Below are 12,901 nucleotides of genomic sequence, written 5' to 3' on the forward strand. Positions count from 1 at the left end.
GTCTGGCCATGCTCGCTGAGCATGGGTCCGGCAGCGGTCGCCTCAGGCGCGGGAGGCTCCGCCCCCGCTGGGTGGCTGGATGCGGATGGCGCGGTCGTCGCTGGCGACCGGCGCGCCGCCCGATTTGTTGACCGTGCCCAGCCAGAGCAGGCCGTCCGGGCCGAGGGTGGTGGCGCCGAGGCGGCCGTAGACGTCCGCGAGGAGGGTCTCGGGCGCCCCGGAGAAGCTGCCGTCCTCGGCGGGGCGGAGCACCGACAGGGCCGCTCCGCCGGTCAGCGCGACCGCGACCACCCCCGGCTGCGCCATGCAGCCCGCGACGCCCGGGCGGTCCGGCCAGGTCCAGGCGGCGGGGCCGAGCGGCCCGGGCGCGACCCGGTACAGCACGTCGCGGGTGGCGGCCCGGTCGGTGACCCAGACGGACTGGCTCACGGGGTCCTGGCAGATCCCGCCCGGCCGGGACAGCCCCGTGCTCAGCACCGGCGACCTCGGGTCCGGGTTGGCCGCGGCGGGGCGGCCGAGCGTGTCGATCCGCAGCACCTTGCCGTTGAGCGCGGTGGGGGCGGGTGCGGGATCGGCGGCGTCGCCGGTGGCCACGAGGAGGGTGTTGCCGGCGTCCGTGCCGAGCGCGCCGCCGTTGCCCGACGGGCCCTTCGGGATCCCGGTCAGCAGGGGCTTGGGGGGCTCGTCCGGGGCGAGCCGGAGCACCCGGTTGTCCTCCGGTGTGGTGGCGTAGGCGTAGACGAGCCGGTCCTCCTGGTAGGTGGGGGAGAGCACCAGGCCGGTCAGCCCGCCGCCGCCCGTCGCGTCGACCGGGACGGTGGTGATCAGCACCGGGTCCTTGCCGCGCTCGACGCGCAGCACCCGGCCGGTCGCGCGCTCGCCGACGAGCGCGGACACCCCGTTGGGCAGCACCGCGACCGCCCCCACGGGATCGAGACAGGTGGCGACGACCTGGGGATCCGGGTCGACGCAGCCCGCCGGGGGCTGCGGGGCACCGGGATCGGGCGTGCCGTCGCCGTCCTCGTCGCCCGGCTCGCCGCCCGGCTCCTCCTGCACCGACGGCGGGCCGCCCAGCTCGCCCTGCCCCTCGGTCTTCTCCTGCCAGTCGCGCGGGCCCTGGTCCGGGAAGGTCGCGCAGCCCGCGAGCAGCCCGAGCAGGCCGACCAGGGCGACCAGCGCGAGCCGCAGACGGGGAGGGCGGTGGCGCACGTGATCAGGCTAGGCGCGGTGAGGTGAGCGGCCGGTGAGTAGCGTCCGGGTCATGACCGTGGTCCTGGTCCCGCACCCGGGTGGTGCCGACGTCCTCGCCGACCTGCCGCTCCGCGCGCTCGTCTACGACCCCGCGCAGCCGCTGCCCGACGGCGCCGCGGAGGCCGAGGTGCTCGTGCCCCCGTTCCTCGCGACGGGCGAGGTCGTGGAGCTCGTCGAGCAGCTGCCGAACCTCAAGCTGGTCCAGCTGCTCACGGCGGGTGCGGAGGCGTGGATCGGCACGCTCCCCGAGGGGGTCCTGCTGTCCGACGGCAAGGGCGCGCACGGGGGTGCGACGGCGGAGTGGATCGTCGCGGTGCTCCTGGCCGTCTACCGGGAGCTGCCCGGGTTCGTGCGGGCCCAGGAACGCGGCGAGTGGACCCAGCACGTCACCGACGAGCTCGGCGGCAAGCGGGTGCTGGTCGTCGGTGCCGGCGACGTCGCGGAGAACCTCGCGCGCCGGTTGGCGCCCTTCGAGGTGGAGATCACGCTGGTCGGGCGCCGCCGGCGGGAGGGTGTGCACGGCATCGACGAGGTGCACGACCTGCTGCCGCGACACGACGCCTGCGTCGTGATCGTTCCGCTGACGGACGAGACCCGCGGACTGGTGGACAAGGACTTCCTGGCCGCGATGCCGGACGGCGCCGTGTTCGTCAACGGCGCGCGGGGCCCGGTGGCCGACACGGACGCCCTGCTCGCCGAGCTCCGCACCGGGCGCCTCCGGGCGGCGCTCGACGTCACCGATCCCGAGCCGCTGCCGGCGGGACACCCGCTCTGGGAGGCTCCGAACCTGCTGCTGACCCCGCACGTGGGCGGTAGCGTCCCGGCCGCGATGCGGCGGGCCTTCCGCGTGATGCGCGAGCAGCTCGGGTACTACGCGCGCGGCGAGGAGCCGCCGAACGTGGTGCGGAACGGCTACTGACCCGGTCCTCGGTCCTGGCCTCAGTCCTCGGTGCCGACGTCGTTGCCCTGGTCGACGAGCGTCTGCCGCTCCGGCGTGATCCACAGGATGACCCGCTCGGACTTGATCATGTCGGGCGGGTAGTCGCCGCCGTTGTACTTCTGCGAGAGCTCGTCGATGTGGGTGCGGGCCTCGTCGCCGGTGGTCGTGTCGGTGACCCGCCCGCGAACCTCGGCGTAGCGGTACGGGTTGTCCTCGTCGCGGATCAGGACGGTGACCCGCGAGTCCCGGCCGACGTTGCGCGCCTTCGCGCGATGGGTCTCGGTGTCGAGCACGAGCCTCCCGTCCCTGATCCCGCACCAGATCATGTGGTTCTGGATCAGGCCGCTGGGGAAGACGGTCGCGACGGAGGCGAAGTGGGCACCCTCGGCCAGCTTCACGGTGTCGGGGTGCAGCTCGGGTCCGTCCTGGGTGTCCGCCATGGCCGTCGGATGCCCCCGCCCCACCGGGCGAAACCAGCCGAACACGCTGGTCGGCGACGACCCCGGCGGCGCCGTCGCGGATAGTCTCGGCGCCATGACCGAGCCCACCAGGCAGTTCGACATCGGCACGCTCGGCGGGACCCGCCCCCCGGAGCAGGAGGCCGAGCGGCGCCCGGTCGCGTGGACCCGGGGAGCCGACGTCGGCATGCTGCTGCTGCGTCTGGGCGTCGGCGGGATCTTCGTGGCCCACGGTCTGCAGAAGGTCTTCGGGATGTGGGGCGGCCTCGGGATCGGCGAGACGTCCGCGATCCTGGAGGGCCTCGGCTTCGCGCAGGCCCCGGCGCTCGCGTGGGCGCTCGGCTTCGGCGAGCTGATCCTCGGCGCGATGCTGGTCCTCGGGCTGTTCACGCCGCTCGCGGCGGCGGGCCTGCTCGCCGTCGAGATCTGCGCGGTCGTGGTCGAGTGGGGCACCCCGTTCTTCGCCGCCGACTCCCCGAACGCCCTGGAGTTCGACGTCGCGCTCGGCGCCGGGGTCCTCGCCCTGCTGTTCGTCGGGGCCGGCCGGATCTCGCTGGACAGCGGCCGGACCTGGCAGCGGCGCCCCGTGCCGTGGGCCGTGCTGTTCCTGGTCCTCGGGGTCGCGGTCGCCGTGGGCGTGCTGCTCGGCCTGCGATGACGGACTGGCTCCCCGCCGTCGCCCGACGGCTCGGTGGTCCGGTGGAGGTCACCGGCCGGACCCCGCTGTCCGGCGGCTACGCGGCGGCGCAGGTCGAGCGCATCGATCTGCGGGTCGGCGACCGGACGATGCCGGTCGTCGTCAAGCCCGCGGCTGCCGTGGAGGTCGCGGCCATGCGGGCGGTCGCCGTGGTCGAGGGCGTGGGCGCGCCGCGGATGCTCCACCCCGATCCGCTCGTGCTGACGTGGGTCGACGGCGACCCCGCGGCCGAGGGTGGCCCCGTGCCCGCCGACGTGTGGCGCACCCTCGCCCGCGTGCACCGGCACTGGCTGCGCAAGCGCGCCCGGGGGATCCCGGTGGTCGACGCCGCGTGGTGGGCCGCGCTCTGCGAGCGGACCCTCGTGGCGTTGCGCGGCGCGGCCCGGCGTACCGGTGAGGCGGAATACGAGCGTGCGGCCGGGCCGGTGGCGGAGTGGGCGGCGGATCCGAGGATCCGCGCCGCGCTCGCCCTCCTGCCACGCACGCTGTGCCACGGCGACCCGCACCGCGGCAACATGCTGGGGACCGCATCGACACAGTGGGCCCTGATCGACTGGGGCAACGCCCGGATGGCCCCGGCGGGCCTGGACCTCGCGGTCCTCGAGGCGCAGGGCAGGTCCGACGACGCCGCCTACCGCGCCGAGGCACCCGCCCTGCCCGGCCAGCTCGCCGCCGTCGAGCGGGAGTGGGCGCGGGCCCACGTGCACGTGCAGTACCTGGGCTTCGCCGCCGACCACCTGGGCGCCGCCCGGGTCGCGGAGATGATCGAGACGGCGGCCGAGTCCCTGTCGCGCCTCGGCCCCGCCCTCACCGAGTGCACGAACGGCACTTTCGTGCAGACCTAGCGCACGAAAGTGCCGTTCGTGCAGTCAGGCGCTCACAGGTCAGCGGCCGACGGTGCGCTGCAGGTGCTCGGGGTAGCGGGCGCCCACGACCCCGGCGCCTACGGCGTCGAGCTCGGTGGTCTCGTCGGGCGTGAGCTCCAGGGTCGCCGCCTCGACGTTCTGTTCCAGGTAGGTGCGGCGTTTGGTGCCGGGGATCGGCACGACGTGCTCGCCCTTCGCCTGCACCCACGCCAGGGCGAGCTGCCCGGCCGTGACGCCGCGCTTCTCCGCCAGCGCCTTCACGGTGTCGACGATCGCGAGGTTGGCGGACAGGTTCTCGGCGGAGAACCGCGGCAGCCCGCTGCGCATGTCCTTCTCGCCGAGCTGGTCCGCGGAGGTGATCGAGCCGGTCAGGAAGCCGCGGCCGAGCGGGGAGAAGGGCACGATCCCGATGCCCAGCTCGTCGCAGGTGGGGGCGATCTCCGCCTCGATGTCCCGGGTCCAGAGCGACCATTCGCTCTGCAGCGCGGTGACGGGGTGCACGGCGTGCGCGGCCCGGATCGTCGCCGCGCCCGCCTCGGAGATCCCGGCGTACCGGATCTTGCCCGCCTCGACGAGCTCGGCCAGCGCGCCCCAGGTCTCCTCGATCGGGGTGTCGGGGTCCACCCGGTGCTGGTAGTAGAGGTCGATGTGGTCCACGCCGAGGCGGGCCAGCGACTCGTCACAGCACCGATTCACGTAGGCCGCGTCCCCGCGGGTGGCCTGCCCGCCGTTCGCGTCCCGGACGATCCCGAACTTCGTGGCGAGCACGACCTCGTCCCGACGGCCCCGGATCGCCCGGCCGACGAGCTCCTCGTTGGCCCCGGCGCCGTACACGTTGGCGGTGTCGAGCAGCGTGACGCCCAGGTCGAGCGCCCGGTGGATCGTCGCGATCGACTCGGTCTCGTCCCCGGTGCCGTAGCTCTGGGACATGCCCATGCAGCCCAGCCCCTGGGCCGAGACGGTGAGGGCGCCGAGGGTCCGCGTAGGAAGCGTCATGGTCCCAACCTACGCCGAGCACTATGGAGCCATAACGCTCGTATTCGCTCGCCTCGAGCGCATTATGGTTCCATAACGCGCTCGAGGGCGTCGGAATGCGGTTACGGGACGTGCCGGACGGCGCCCGTGTCGGCGCTGGTGGCCATGGCGGCGTAGGCGCGCAGCGCCTTCGAGACCACCCGGTCACGGTCCTTCGGGGTCCACGGCCGCTCGCTGGCGTCCATCTTGGCGCGGCGCTCGGCGAGCACCTCGTCGTCGACCAGGATCTGCAGCGTCCGCTCCCGGACGTCGATGAGGATCCGGTCCCCGTCCTCGACCAGGCCGATGGCGCCGCCGGCCGCCGCCTCGGGGGCGACGTGCCCCACCGAGATGCCGCTCGAGCCGCCGGAGAACCGCCCGTCGGTGACCAGGGCGCACTTCGCGCCCAGGCCCGCGCCCTTGAGGAACGCGGTCGGGTGCAACATCTCCTGCATGCCCGGCCCGCCGGCGGGGCCCTCGTAGCGGATCACCAGGACGTCGCCCGGCTGGATCTGCTTGGTGAGGATGACCGACACGGCCTCCTCCTGGCTCTCGACGACCCGGGCCGGGCCCTCGAACCGCCAGATGTCCTCGGGGATGCCCGCGGTCTTGATCACCGCGCCGTTCTCCGAGAGGTTGCCGCGCAGCACCGCCAGCCCGCCGTCCGGGGTGTAGGCGTGCGCGAGGTCGCGGATGCAGCCGCCCGCCGCGTCCGTGTCGAGTGACGACCAGCGGTTCTCGGTGGAGAAGGCCTCCGTGGTCCGGACCCCGCCGGGTGCGGCGTGGTAGAGCTCCACCGCCTTCTCGGAGGGGGCCGATGCGCGGATGTCCCACTCGGACAGCCACTGCTCCAGCGAGGGGGAGTGGACGGAGTGCACGCCCTCGTGGAGCAGGCCGGCCCGCCACAGCTCGCCCAGGATGGCGGGGATGCCGCCGGCCCGGTGGACGTCCTCCATGTGGTAGTCCGAGTTCGGCGAGACCTTGGCCAGGCAGGGGACCCGCCGGGAGATCGCGTCGATGTCGGCGAGCGAGAAGTCGATCTCGCCCTCCTGGGCCGCGGCGAGGATGTGCAGCACCGTGTTGGTGGAGCCGCCCATCGCCACGTCGAGCGCCATCGCGTTCTCGAAGGCCTCGCGGGTGGCGATGGTGCGCGGGAGCGCGGTCTCGTCGTCGGAGCCGTACCAGCGCTCGCACAGGCGCATGACCGTGCGGCCGGCCTCGAGGAACAGCTCGCGGCGGGCGGCGTGGGTGGCCAGGGTCGACCCGTTGCCGGGCAGCGACAGACCGAGGGCCTCGGTGAGGCAGTTCATCGAGTTCGCGGTGAACATGCCCGAGCAGGAACCGCAGGTCGGGCAGGCGGAGCGCTCGACCACGGACAGCCCGTCGTCGTCCACCGCCGACGACGCCGACGCCGAGATCGCCGTGATCAGGTCGGTCGGAGCCTGCGCCACCCCGTCGACGACGACGGCCTTGCCGGCCTCCATCGGCCCGCCGGACACGAACACCGTGGGGATGTTGAGCCGCATGGCGGCGTTGAGCATGCCCGGGGTGATCTTGTCGCAGTTCGAGATGCAGACCAGCGCGTCGGCCGCGTGTCCGTTGACCATGTACTCGACGGCGTCGGAGATGATCTCGCGGGAGGGCAGCGAGTAGAGCATGCCGCCGTGGCCCATCGCGATGCCGTCGTCGACCGCGATGGTGTTGAACTCGCGCGGCACGCCCCCGGCCTCGCGGACGGCGGAGGCGACGAGGTCGCCGAGGTCCTTGAGGTGCACGTGCCCCGGCACGAACTGGGTGTAGGAGTTGGCGATCGCGACGATCGGCTTGCCGAAGTCCGCGTCGCCCATGCCGGTGGCGCGCCACAGGGAGCGGGCGCCGGCGGCGTTGCGGCCGTGCGTGGTGACTCGGGAACGGAGGGCCGGCATTCGGGGTCAGGTCCTTTCGGGGGTGGACGGGGGCGGCGGCGACGTCTGCGCCTCCGTCCGTGCCGGATCGGGCAGCCTGCCGCCGGAGACGGCGGCCAGCGCGGGCAGGTCGCGCACGTGGACGGTCGGCAGCGGTAGCTCGGTCCCGTCCGTCAGCACCGCGCTGACCCGGGATTTCTTGCCCAGTCGCAGCGAGCTGATCTCCGCCCACGATACGCGCCGCGAGGAGAGGAGCCCACGAACGGTGACCGACTCGGCGTCGACCAGGGTCCGCACGCGCAGGACCCAGTACGTGAACGCGACCGGGAACACGTAGGCGAGCCAGAGCCAGGGCGCCCCGAACGCGAACGGGATCGCGGTGACCAGGAAGAACGCGGCCGCGGCGAGGGCCAGCGGCGAGCGGCGGAAGGACAGCCGCGTGGGCGTCGCCCGCGGGGGGAGCCTGTCCGCCGAGGTGACGTGCCCCTCCGCGATCCCGGGCCTGCTGGTCTGCTCTGCGTTCACGTCCTCCATGGTCCCACCTCCCACCGACGGTCCACGTGGCGTCCCGGGATCGGCCGTCCTCCCACGATCCGGGAGGGGGTGTCCCAGCCGGTTGACGCCGGCCGACGCACGCGTGTTAACGTCGTGGCCATGTCGGCCCTCCGAATTCTCGTACTTCCCAGGCGCGTCCACGCCTGAGTAGCTCGCGAGTACTCGGACCACGACGCGCCACCCTCGTCACGCCTGGCCCAGGCGGCGGGGGTTTTTTCATGTCCAGGGCGCATCCGTCACCACCGATCACCGGCATCGACAGCAGCGAGGCAGCGCAGATGACCACCGCCACGCCCCGTCCCGGCACCCCGGGACCCAAACCGGCACCGCCGCCGGGACGCGCAGGAGCGCCCGCGGGCCGCCAGAACGGCGCCCCCGGCCAGCGTCCCGAGAACCGCGCTGACGTGCCCGGGCCGCGATCCGGCCCGGAGCAGGTGACCGGGGCCCAGTCCCTCGTGCGGTCGCTCGAGTCGATCGGGTGCGACACCGTCTTCGGCATCCCCGGCGGGGCCATCCTGCCGGCGTACGACCCGCTGCTGGACTCGACCAGCGTGCGGCACGTGCTCGTCCGGCACGAGCAGGGCGCGGGGCACGCGGCCACCGGGTACGCGCAGGCCACCGGCAAGGTCGGGGTCTGCATGGCGACCTCGGGCCCGGGCGCGACCAACCTCATCACCCCGCTGGCCGACGCGCACATGGACTCGGTCCCGATCGTGGCGATCACGGGCCAGGTGGCCCGTCCGCTGATCGGCACCGACGCGTTCCAGGAGGCCGACATCACCGGCATCACCATGCCGGTGACCAAGCACAACATGCTGGTGACCGACGCCGCGGAGATCCCGCGGGCGATCGCCGAGGCGTTCCACCTGGCCGCCACGGGCCGACCCGGCCCGGTGCTGGTGGACATCTCCAAGGACGCGCTGCAGGCCCGCACGACCTTCTCGTGGCCGCCGGAGCTCAAGCTGCCGGGCTACCGGCCGACCACCCGGCCGCACGGCAAGCAGATCCGCGAGGCCGCGCGGCTCGTCGCGGCCGCCCGCAAGCCGGTGCTCTACGTCGGCGGCGGCGTGCTCAAGGCCGAGGCCTCGGCCGAGCTGCGCGAGCTCGCCGAGCTGACGAACATCCCGGTCGTCACCACCCTGATGGCGCGCGGGGCGTTCCCGGACAGCCACCCGCAGCACGTCGGCATGCCCGGCATGCACGGCACGGTCTCGGCGGTCGGTGCGATGCAGAAGTCGGACCTGCTCATCGCTCTCGGTGCCCGGTTCGACGACCGGGTGACCGGCCAGCTGGCGAGCTTCGCCCCCGAGGCGAAGATCGTCCACGCGGACATCGACCCGGCCGAGATCGGCAAGAACCGGCGGGCGGACGTCCCGATCGTCGGCGACTGCAAGGAGATCCTCGCCGAGCTGATCGAGGCCGTGCGGGCCGAGCGCGAGCAGCACGTGGCCGACCTGTCGGCCTGGTGGGCGCAGCTCGACCACTGGCGCAGCACCTTCCCGCTCGGCTACGACTGGCCGGACGACGGCTCGCTGTCGCCGCAGTACGTCATCGAGCGGATCGGCGCCATCGCCGGCCCGGACGCGCTGTACGCCGCGGGCGTCGGCCAGCACCAGATGTGGGCGGCGCAGTTCGTCACGTACGAGAACCCGCGCACCTGGCTCAACTCCGGCGGCCTGGGGACCATGGGTTACGCGGTCCCCGCGGCCATGGGCGCCAAGACCGGCGCGCCGGACAAGGTCGTCTGGGCCATCGACGGCGACGGCTGCTTCCAGATGACCAACCAGGAGCTCGCCACCTGCGCCATCGAGGGCATCCCGATCAAGGTCGCCGTGATCAACAACGGCAACCTGGGCATGGTCCGGCAGTGGCAGACGCTCTTCTACTCGGAGCGCTACTCCAACACCGACCTCGGCACGCACAAGCACCGCATCCCGGACTTCACGCTCCTCGCCGAGGCGATGGGCTGCGTCGGGCTGCGCGCCGAGTCGAAGGACGACGTCGACCGGGTCATCCGGCAGGCCATGGAGATCAACGACCAGCCGGTCGTCATCGACTTCACGGTCGGCGCCGACGCGCAGGTCTGGCCGATGGTCGCGGCCGGCACCGGCAACGACGAGGTCATGGCGGCGCGCAACATCCGCCCGCTGTTCGAGGGCGACGAACTGTCCGCCGGCGTCGACGAGGTCAGCGAGGTCACCGAGCGGGCACTGGAGGACGGGGCGTCCGATGACTGAGACCCACACGCTGTCCGTCCTCGTCGAGGACAAGCCCGGTGTCCTGGCCCGGGTGTCGGGCCTGTTCTCCCGCCGCGGGTTCAACATCATCTCGCTCGCCGTCGGGCAGACCGAGGCCCCGGGCATCTCGCGGATGACGATCGTCGTCTCCGTCGAGGACTTCCCCCTCGAGCAGGTCACCAAGCAGCTGAACAAGCTGATCAACGTGATCAAGATCGTCGAGCTGGAGCCCGCCGCCTCGGTGCAGCGTGAGCTCCTGCTCGTCAAGGTGCGCGCCGACTCGAGCGTGCGCAGCCAGGTCCTGGAGACCGTGCAGCTGTTCCGGGCGAAGGTGGTCGACGTGGCCCCCGAGGCCCTCACCGTCGAGGCCACCGGCACGATGGACAAGCTGAACGCGCTGCTCCGGATGCTGGAGCCCTACGGGATCCGCGAGATGGTGCAGTCCGGGATGGTGGCCGTCGGCCGCGGACCCCGGTCCATCACCGCGACCTCCGCCCGCTGAGGACCTGCTCGTCAGGGCCCCTTCATACTTGCGCAAGACCCCTTCGGAGAGGATTCACCACCCGTCATGAGTGTCAACATCTACTACGACGACGACGCCGACCTGTCGATCATCCAGGGCCGCAAGGTCGCCGTGATCGGCTACGGCTCCCAGGGGCACGCGCACGCGCTGTCGCTGCGCGACTCCGGCGTCGAGGTGAAGATCGGCCTCCCGGAGGGCTCGAAGAGCCGGCAGAAGGCGACCGACGAGGGCCTCGAGGTGCTCACCCCGGCCGAGGCGTCGGCGTGGGCCGACCTGATCATGATCCTGGCGCCGGACACGAAGCAGCGCTTCATCTACGCCGACGACGTCGCGCCGAACCTGAAGAGCGGCGACGTGCTGGCCTTCGGCCACGGCTTCAACATCCGCTACGACCTGATCAAGCCGCCGTCGGACGTCGACGTCGTCATGATCGCCCCCAAGGGCCCGGGCCACCTGGTCCGCCGGCAGTACGTCGACGGCAAGGGCGTGCCTGCTCTGATTGCGGTCGAACAGGACGCCTCCGGCAATGCCAAGGCGATCGCCCTCTCCTACGCGGCCGGGATCGGCGGCGCCCGCGCGGGCGTCATCGAGACCACCTTCAAGGAGGAGACCGAGACCGACCTGTTCGGCGAGCAGGCGGTGCTCTGCGGTGGCGCGGCCGCGCTGGTGCAGACCGGTTTCGAGGTGCTCACCGAGGCGGGCTACGCCCCGGAGATCGCCTACTTCGAGTGCCTGCACGAGCTCAAGCTGATCGTCGACCTCATGTACGAGGGCGGCATCGCCAACGAGCGCTTCTCCATCTCCGACACGGCCGAGTACGGCGACCTCACCCGCGGTCCGCGTGTGGTCAACGCCGCGACCAAGGAGGAGATGAAGAAGATCCTGGGCGAGATCCAGGACGGCACCTTCGCCCGCGAGTGGGTGGCCGAGGACGAGAACGGCCGCCCCAACTTCTCCCGTCTGCAGAAGGAGGGTGCCGAGCACCCGATCGAGCAGGTCGGCGAGAAGCTCCGCGGCCTGATGAGCTGGGTAGGCGAGAAGGCCAAGTAGGCCCGCGCCGGGCTCCCGATCGCACGAACGGCACTCTTGCGCGGACCTACCGCACAAGAGTGCCGTTCGTGCACCCGGCGCCGGAGCGACGCCACTGCACCAACGGCACTGTTGTGCGGACCTACCGCACAAGAGTGCCGTTCGTGCATCCGGGCGAGGCGCGTGCACCTCGCCGGACGGCCGGGGTGACGTGCGGAACCCGACCGCGGCGGAAGAGACGGCGGGCCGCGGGCGTTGACCACAGAGTCTGTGTCCGCCGGACGAGAGGTGCCCGCCGTGTCCCTGCCGCTCCCGCTGTCGATCCTCGATCTCGCGACCGTCTCCGAGGGGGAGACCGTGCGCGACGGTCTCGAGTCCAGCACCGGCCTGGCGCAGCGCGCGGAGCAGTGGGGTTTCCGGCGCATCTGGTACGCCGAGCACCACAACATGCGCGCGATCGCCTCGTCGGCGACCAGCGTCCTGATCGCGCACGTCGCCGCGCACACCGAGCGGATCACGCTCGGCGCCGGCGGCGTGATGTTGCCGAACCACTCGCCGTTGCAGATCGCCGAGCAGTTCGGCACCCTCGCCGAGCTCCACCCCGGCCGCATCGAGCTGGGCCTGGGCCGTGCGCCGGGCACCGACCAGGAGACCTTCCGTGCCCTGCGCCGCGACCCGACGGCGTCGGAGCGCTTCCCGCAGGACGTCCAGGAGCTGCAGGCCTTCCTCGGCGACACCAGCCTGGTCCCGAACGTGCACGCCTACCCGGGCCGCGGCACCGGCGTCCCGCTGTCGGTCCTCGGTTCGTCGCTCTACGGCGCGCAGGTCGCCGCCCTGCTCGGGCTGCCGTACGTGTTCGCCTCGCACTTCGCCCCCGAGGCCCTGCAGCAGGCCGTCGCGCTCTACCGCCAGGAGTTCCGCCCGTCGGCGCAGCTGGCCGAGCCGCACGTGATGGCGGGCGTGAACGTGATCGCCGCGGACTCGACCGAGGAGGCCGAGACCCTGCGCCGCGCCGTGCAGCGCCAGCGGGTGCGGCTGTTCTACGGCCGCGGCGGGCGCACGCTCACCGACGACGAGGCCGAGGCCGTGCTCGACACGCACGCGGGCGAGCAGATCCGGTCCATGACCCGCTACACCGCCGCGGGCACACCGGACGCCGTCGCGCGCTACCTCGAGGAGTTCGCCGGCACGGCCGACGCCGACGAGCTGATCGTGGCCAACCCCGTCCCGGACCGCGAGCGCTGGTGGCGCACCTGGGAGCTGCTCGCCGAGAAGGTGCAGAACGCCGGCTGAGGGGGCTGGACCGCGCCTGTCCGGTTCGGCACACTTCACTCCGGTGTGACCCGGCCGTGGTATCAGCGGGGCGCGGCCGGGGGTCGTCCTGTCGGACCGTCCACCTAGAATCGGGATCGATCCGAGTCCTGCCC

12 protein-coding genes are annotated in these 12,901 nt (G+C 72.8%); 7 read left to right on the forward strand and 5 right to left on the reverse strand.

Going from position 1 to position 12,901, the window contains the following annotated elements; genetic code table 11:
* Positions 1-42: 42 nt before the first annotated feature.
* The gene (locus ACL02T_RS00660; RefSeq protein ID WP_412828632.1) at positions 43-1,209 is read right to left on the reverse strand and encodes a PQQ-dependent sugar dehydrogenase; all 1,167 of its coding nucleotides are present in this window, start codon (positions 1,207-1,209) and stop codon (positions 43-45) included.
* A 52-nt stretch (positions 1,210-1,261) separates the two neighbouring features.
* On the opposite strand from ACL02T_RS00660, the gene ACL02T_RS00665 reads away from it, so the two are divergent.
* Positions 1,262-2,170: a 2-hydroxyacid dehydrogenase gene (locus ACL02T_RS00665; RefSeq protein ID WP_412828633.1), complete on the forward strand. Its 909-nt coding sequence runs from the start codon at positions 1,262-1,264 to the stop codon at positions 2,168-2,170.
* Positions 2,171-2,190: 20 nt separating this feature from the next.
* On the opposite strand, the gene ACL02T_RS00670 is transcribed toward ACL02T_RS00665, so the two are convergent.
* Positions 2,191-2,631 carry a PPOX class F420-dependent oxidoreductase gene (locus tag ACL02T_RS00670; RefSeq protein WP_412828634.1) on the reverse strand — a complete coding sequence of 147 codons (441 nt, stop codon included), beginning with the start codon at positions 2,629-2,631 and terminating at the stop codon, positions 2,191-2,193.
* Between the two features lie 94 nt (positions 2,632-2,725).
* On the opposite strand from ACL02T_RS00670, the gene ACL02T_RS00675 reads away from it, so the two are divergent.
* Together ACL02T_RS00675 and ACL02T_RS00680 are read left to right on the forward strand one after the other, a co-directional pair.
* Positions 2,726-3,307 (forward strand): DoxX family protein, encoded by a 582-nt coding sequence (locus ACL02T_RS00675; protein ID WP_412828635.1) that lies wholly within the window; start codon positions 2,726-2,728, stop codon positions 3,305-3,307.
* A complete protein-coding gene (locus ACL02T_RS00680) occupies positions 3,304-4,191 on the forward strand; it encodes a phosphotransferase (RefSeq protein ID WP_412828636.1) in 888 nt (295 codons plus the stop codon). Before ACL02T_RS00675 ends, ACL02T_RS00680 begins: the two co-directional genes overlap by 4 nt.
* A gap of 39 nt (positions 4,192-4,230) precedes the next feature.
* Here the strand turns inward: ACL02T_RS00680 and ACL02T_RS00685 are convergent, their stop codons facing one another.
* The 3 genes from ACL02T_RS00685 to ACL02T_RS00695 form a co-directional block, all read right to left on the reverse strand.
* Entirely contained in the window at positions 4,231-5,208 is a 978-nt protein-coding gene (locus tag ACL02T_RS00685) for an aldo/keto reductase (RefSeq protein WP_412828637.1), read from the reverse strand.
* 101 nt (positions 5,209-5,309) lie between these two features.
* The gene (gene ilvD / locus ACL02T_RS00690; protein ID WP_412828638.1) at positions 5,310-7,151 is read right to left on the reverse strand and encodes a dihydroxy-acid dehydratase; all 1,842 of its coding nucleotides are present in this window, start codon (positions 7,149-7,151) and stop codon (positions 5,310-5,312) included.
* 6 nt (positions 7,152-7,157) lie between these two features.
* Positions 7,158-7,664 (reverse strand): PH domain-containing protein, encoded by a 507-nt coding sequence (locus tag ACL02T_RS00695; RefSeq protein WP_412828639.1) that lies wholly within the window; start codon positions 7,662-7,664, stop codon positions 7,158-7,160.
* A gap of 299 nt (positions 7,665-7,963) precedes the next feature.
* Between ACL02T_RS00695 and ACL02T_RS00700 the strand changes: the two genes are divergently transcribed.
* From ACL02T_RS00700 to ACL02T_RS00715, 4 genes are all read left to right on the forward strand, one after another.
* Positions 7,964-9,922, forward strand: a complete 1,959-nt coding sequence (locus ACL02T_RS00700; RefSeq protein WP_412829308.1) for an acetolactate synthase large subunit — start codon at positions 7,964-7,966, stop codon at positions 9,920-9,922.
* On the forward strand, positions 9,915-10,424 hold the full coding sequence (gene ilvN, locus ACL02T_RS00705; protein WP_412828640.1) for an acetolactate synthase small subunit: 510 nt from the start codon (positions 9,915-9,917) through the stop codon (positions 10,422-10,424). Before ACL02T_RS00700 ends, ilvN begins: the two co-directional genes overlap by 8 nt.
* Before the next feature lie 66 nt (positions 10,425-10,490).
* The gene (ilvC, locus tag ACL02T_RS00710) at positions 10,491-11,495 is read left to right on the forward strand and encodes a ketol-acid reductoisomerase (protein ID WP_412828641.1); all 1,005 of its coding nucleotides are present in this window, start codon (positions 10,491-10,493) and stop codon (positions 11,493-11,495) included.
* A 276-nt stretch (positions 11,496-11,771) separates the two neighbouring features.
* Complete coding sequence (locus ACL02T_RS00715) at positions 11,772-12,767, forward strand: LLM class flavin-dependent oxidoreductase (RefSeq protein WP_412828642.1); 996 nt, start codon at positions 11,772-11,774, stop codon at positions 12,765-12,767.
* Positions 12,768-12,901 lie beyond the last annotated feature (134 nt).

Source organism: Pseudonocardia oceanicola (assembly GCF_047200735.1).
In the GTDB taxonomy this organism is placed as follows: domain Bacteria; phylum Actinomycetota; class Actinomycetes; order Mycobacteriales; family Pseudonocardiaceae; genus Pseudonocardia.

Excerpts from the sequence above, each read along its gene's own strand:
- ACL02T_RS00700 (WP_412829308.1), top strand. The coding sequence starts at position 7,964 with ATGACCACCGCCACGCCCCGTCCCGGCACCCCGGGACCCAAACCGGCA.
- ACL02T_RS00695 (WP_412828639.1), bottom strand. The coding sequence starts at position 7,664 with ATGGAGGACGTGAACGCAGAGCAGACCAGCAGGCCCGGGATCGCGGAG.
- ilvN (WP_412828640.1), top strand. The coding sequence starts at position 9,915 with ATGACTGAGACCCACACGCTGTCCGTCCTCGTCGAGGACAAGCCCGGT.
- ACL02T_RS00665 (WP_412828633.1), top strand. The coding sequence starts at position 1,262 with ATGACCGTGGTCCTGGTCCCGCACCCGGGTGGTGCCGACGTCCTCGCC.
- ilvC (WP_412828641.1), top strand. The coding sequence starts at position 10,491 with ATGAGTGTCAACATCTACTACGACGACGACGCCGACCTGTCGATCATC.
- ilvD (WP_412828638.1), bottom strand. The coding sequence starts at position 7,151 with ATGCCGGCCCTCCGTTCCCGAGTCACCACGCACGGCCGCAACGCCGCC.
- ACL02T_RS00670 (WP_412828634.1), bottom strand. The coding sequence starts at position 2,631 with ATGGCGGACACCCAGGACGGACCCGAGCTGCACCCCGACACCGTGAAG.
- ACL02T_RS00675 (WP_412828635.1), top strand. The coding sequence starts at position 2,726 with ATGACCGAGCCCACCAGGCAGTTCGACATCGGCACGCTCGGCGGGACC.
- ACL02T_RS00685 (WP_412828637.1), bottom strand. The coding sequence starts at position 5,208 with ATGACGCTTCCTACGCGGACCCTCGGCGCCCTCACCGTCTCGGCCCAG.
- ACL02T_RS00680 (WP_412828636.1), top strand. The coding sequence starts at position 3,304 with ATGACGGACTGGCTCCCCGCCGTCGCCCGACGGCTCGGTGGTCCGGTG.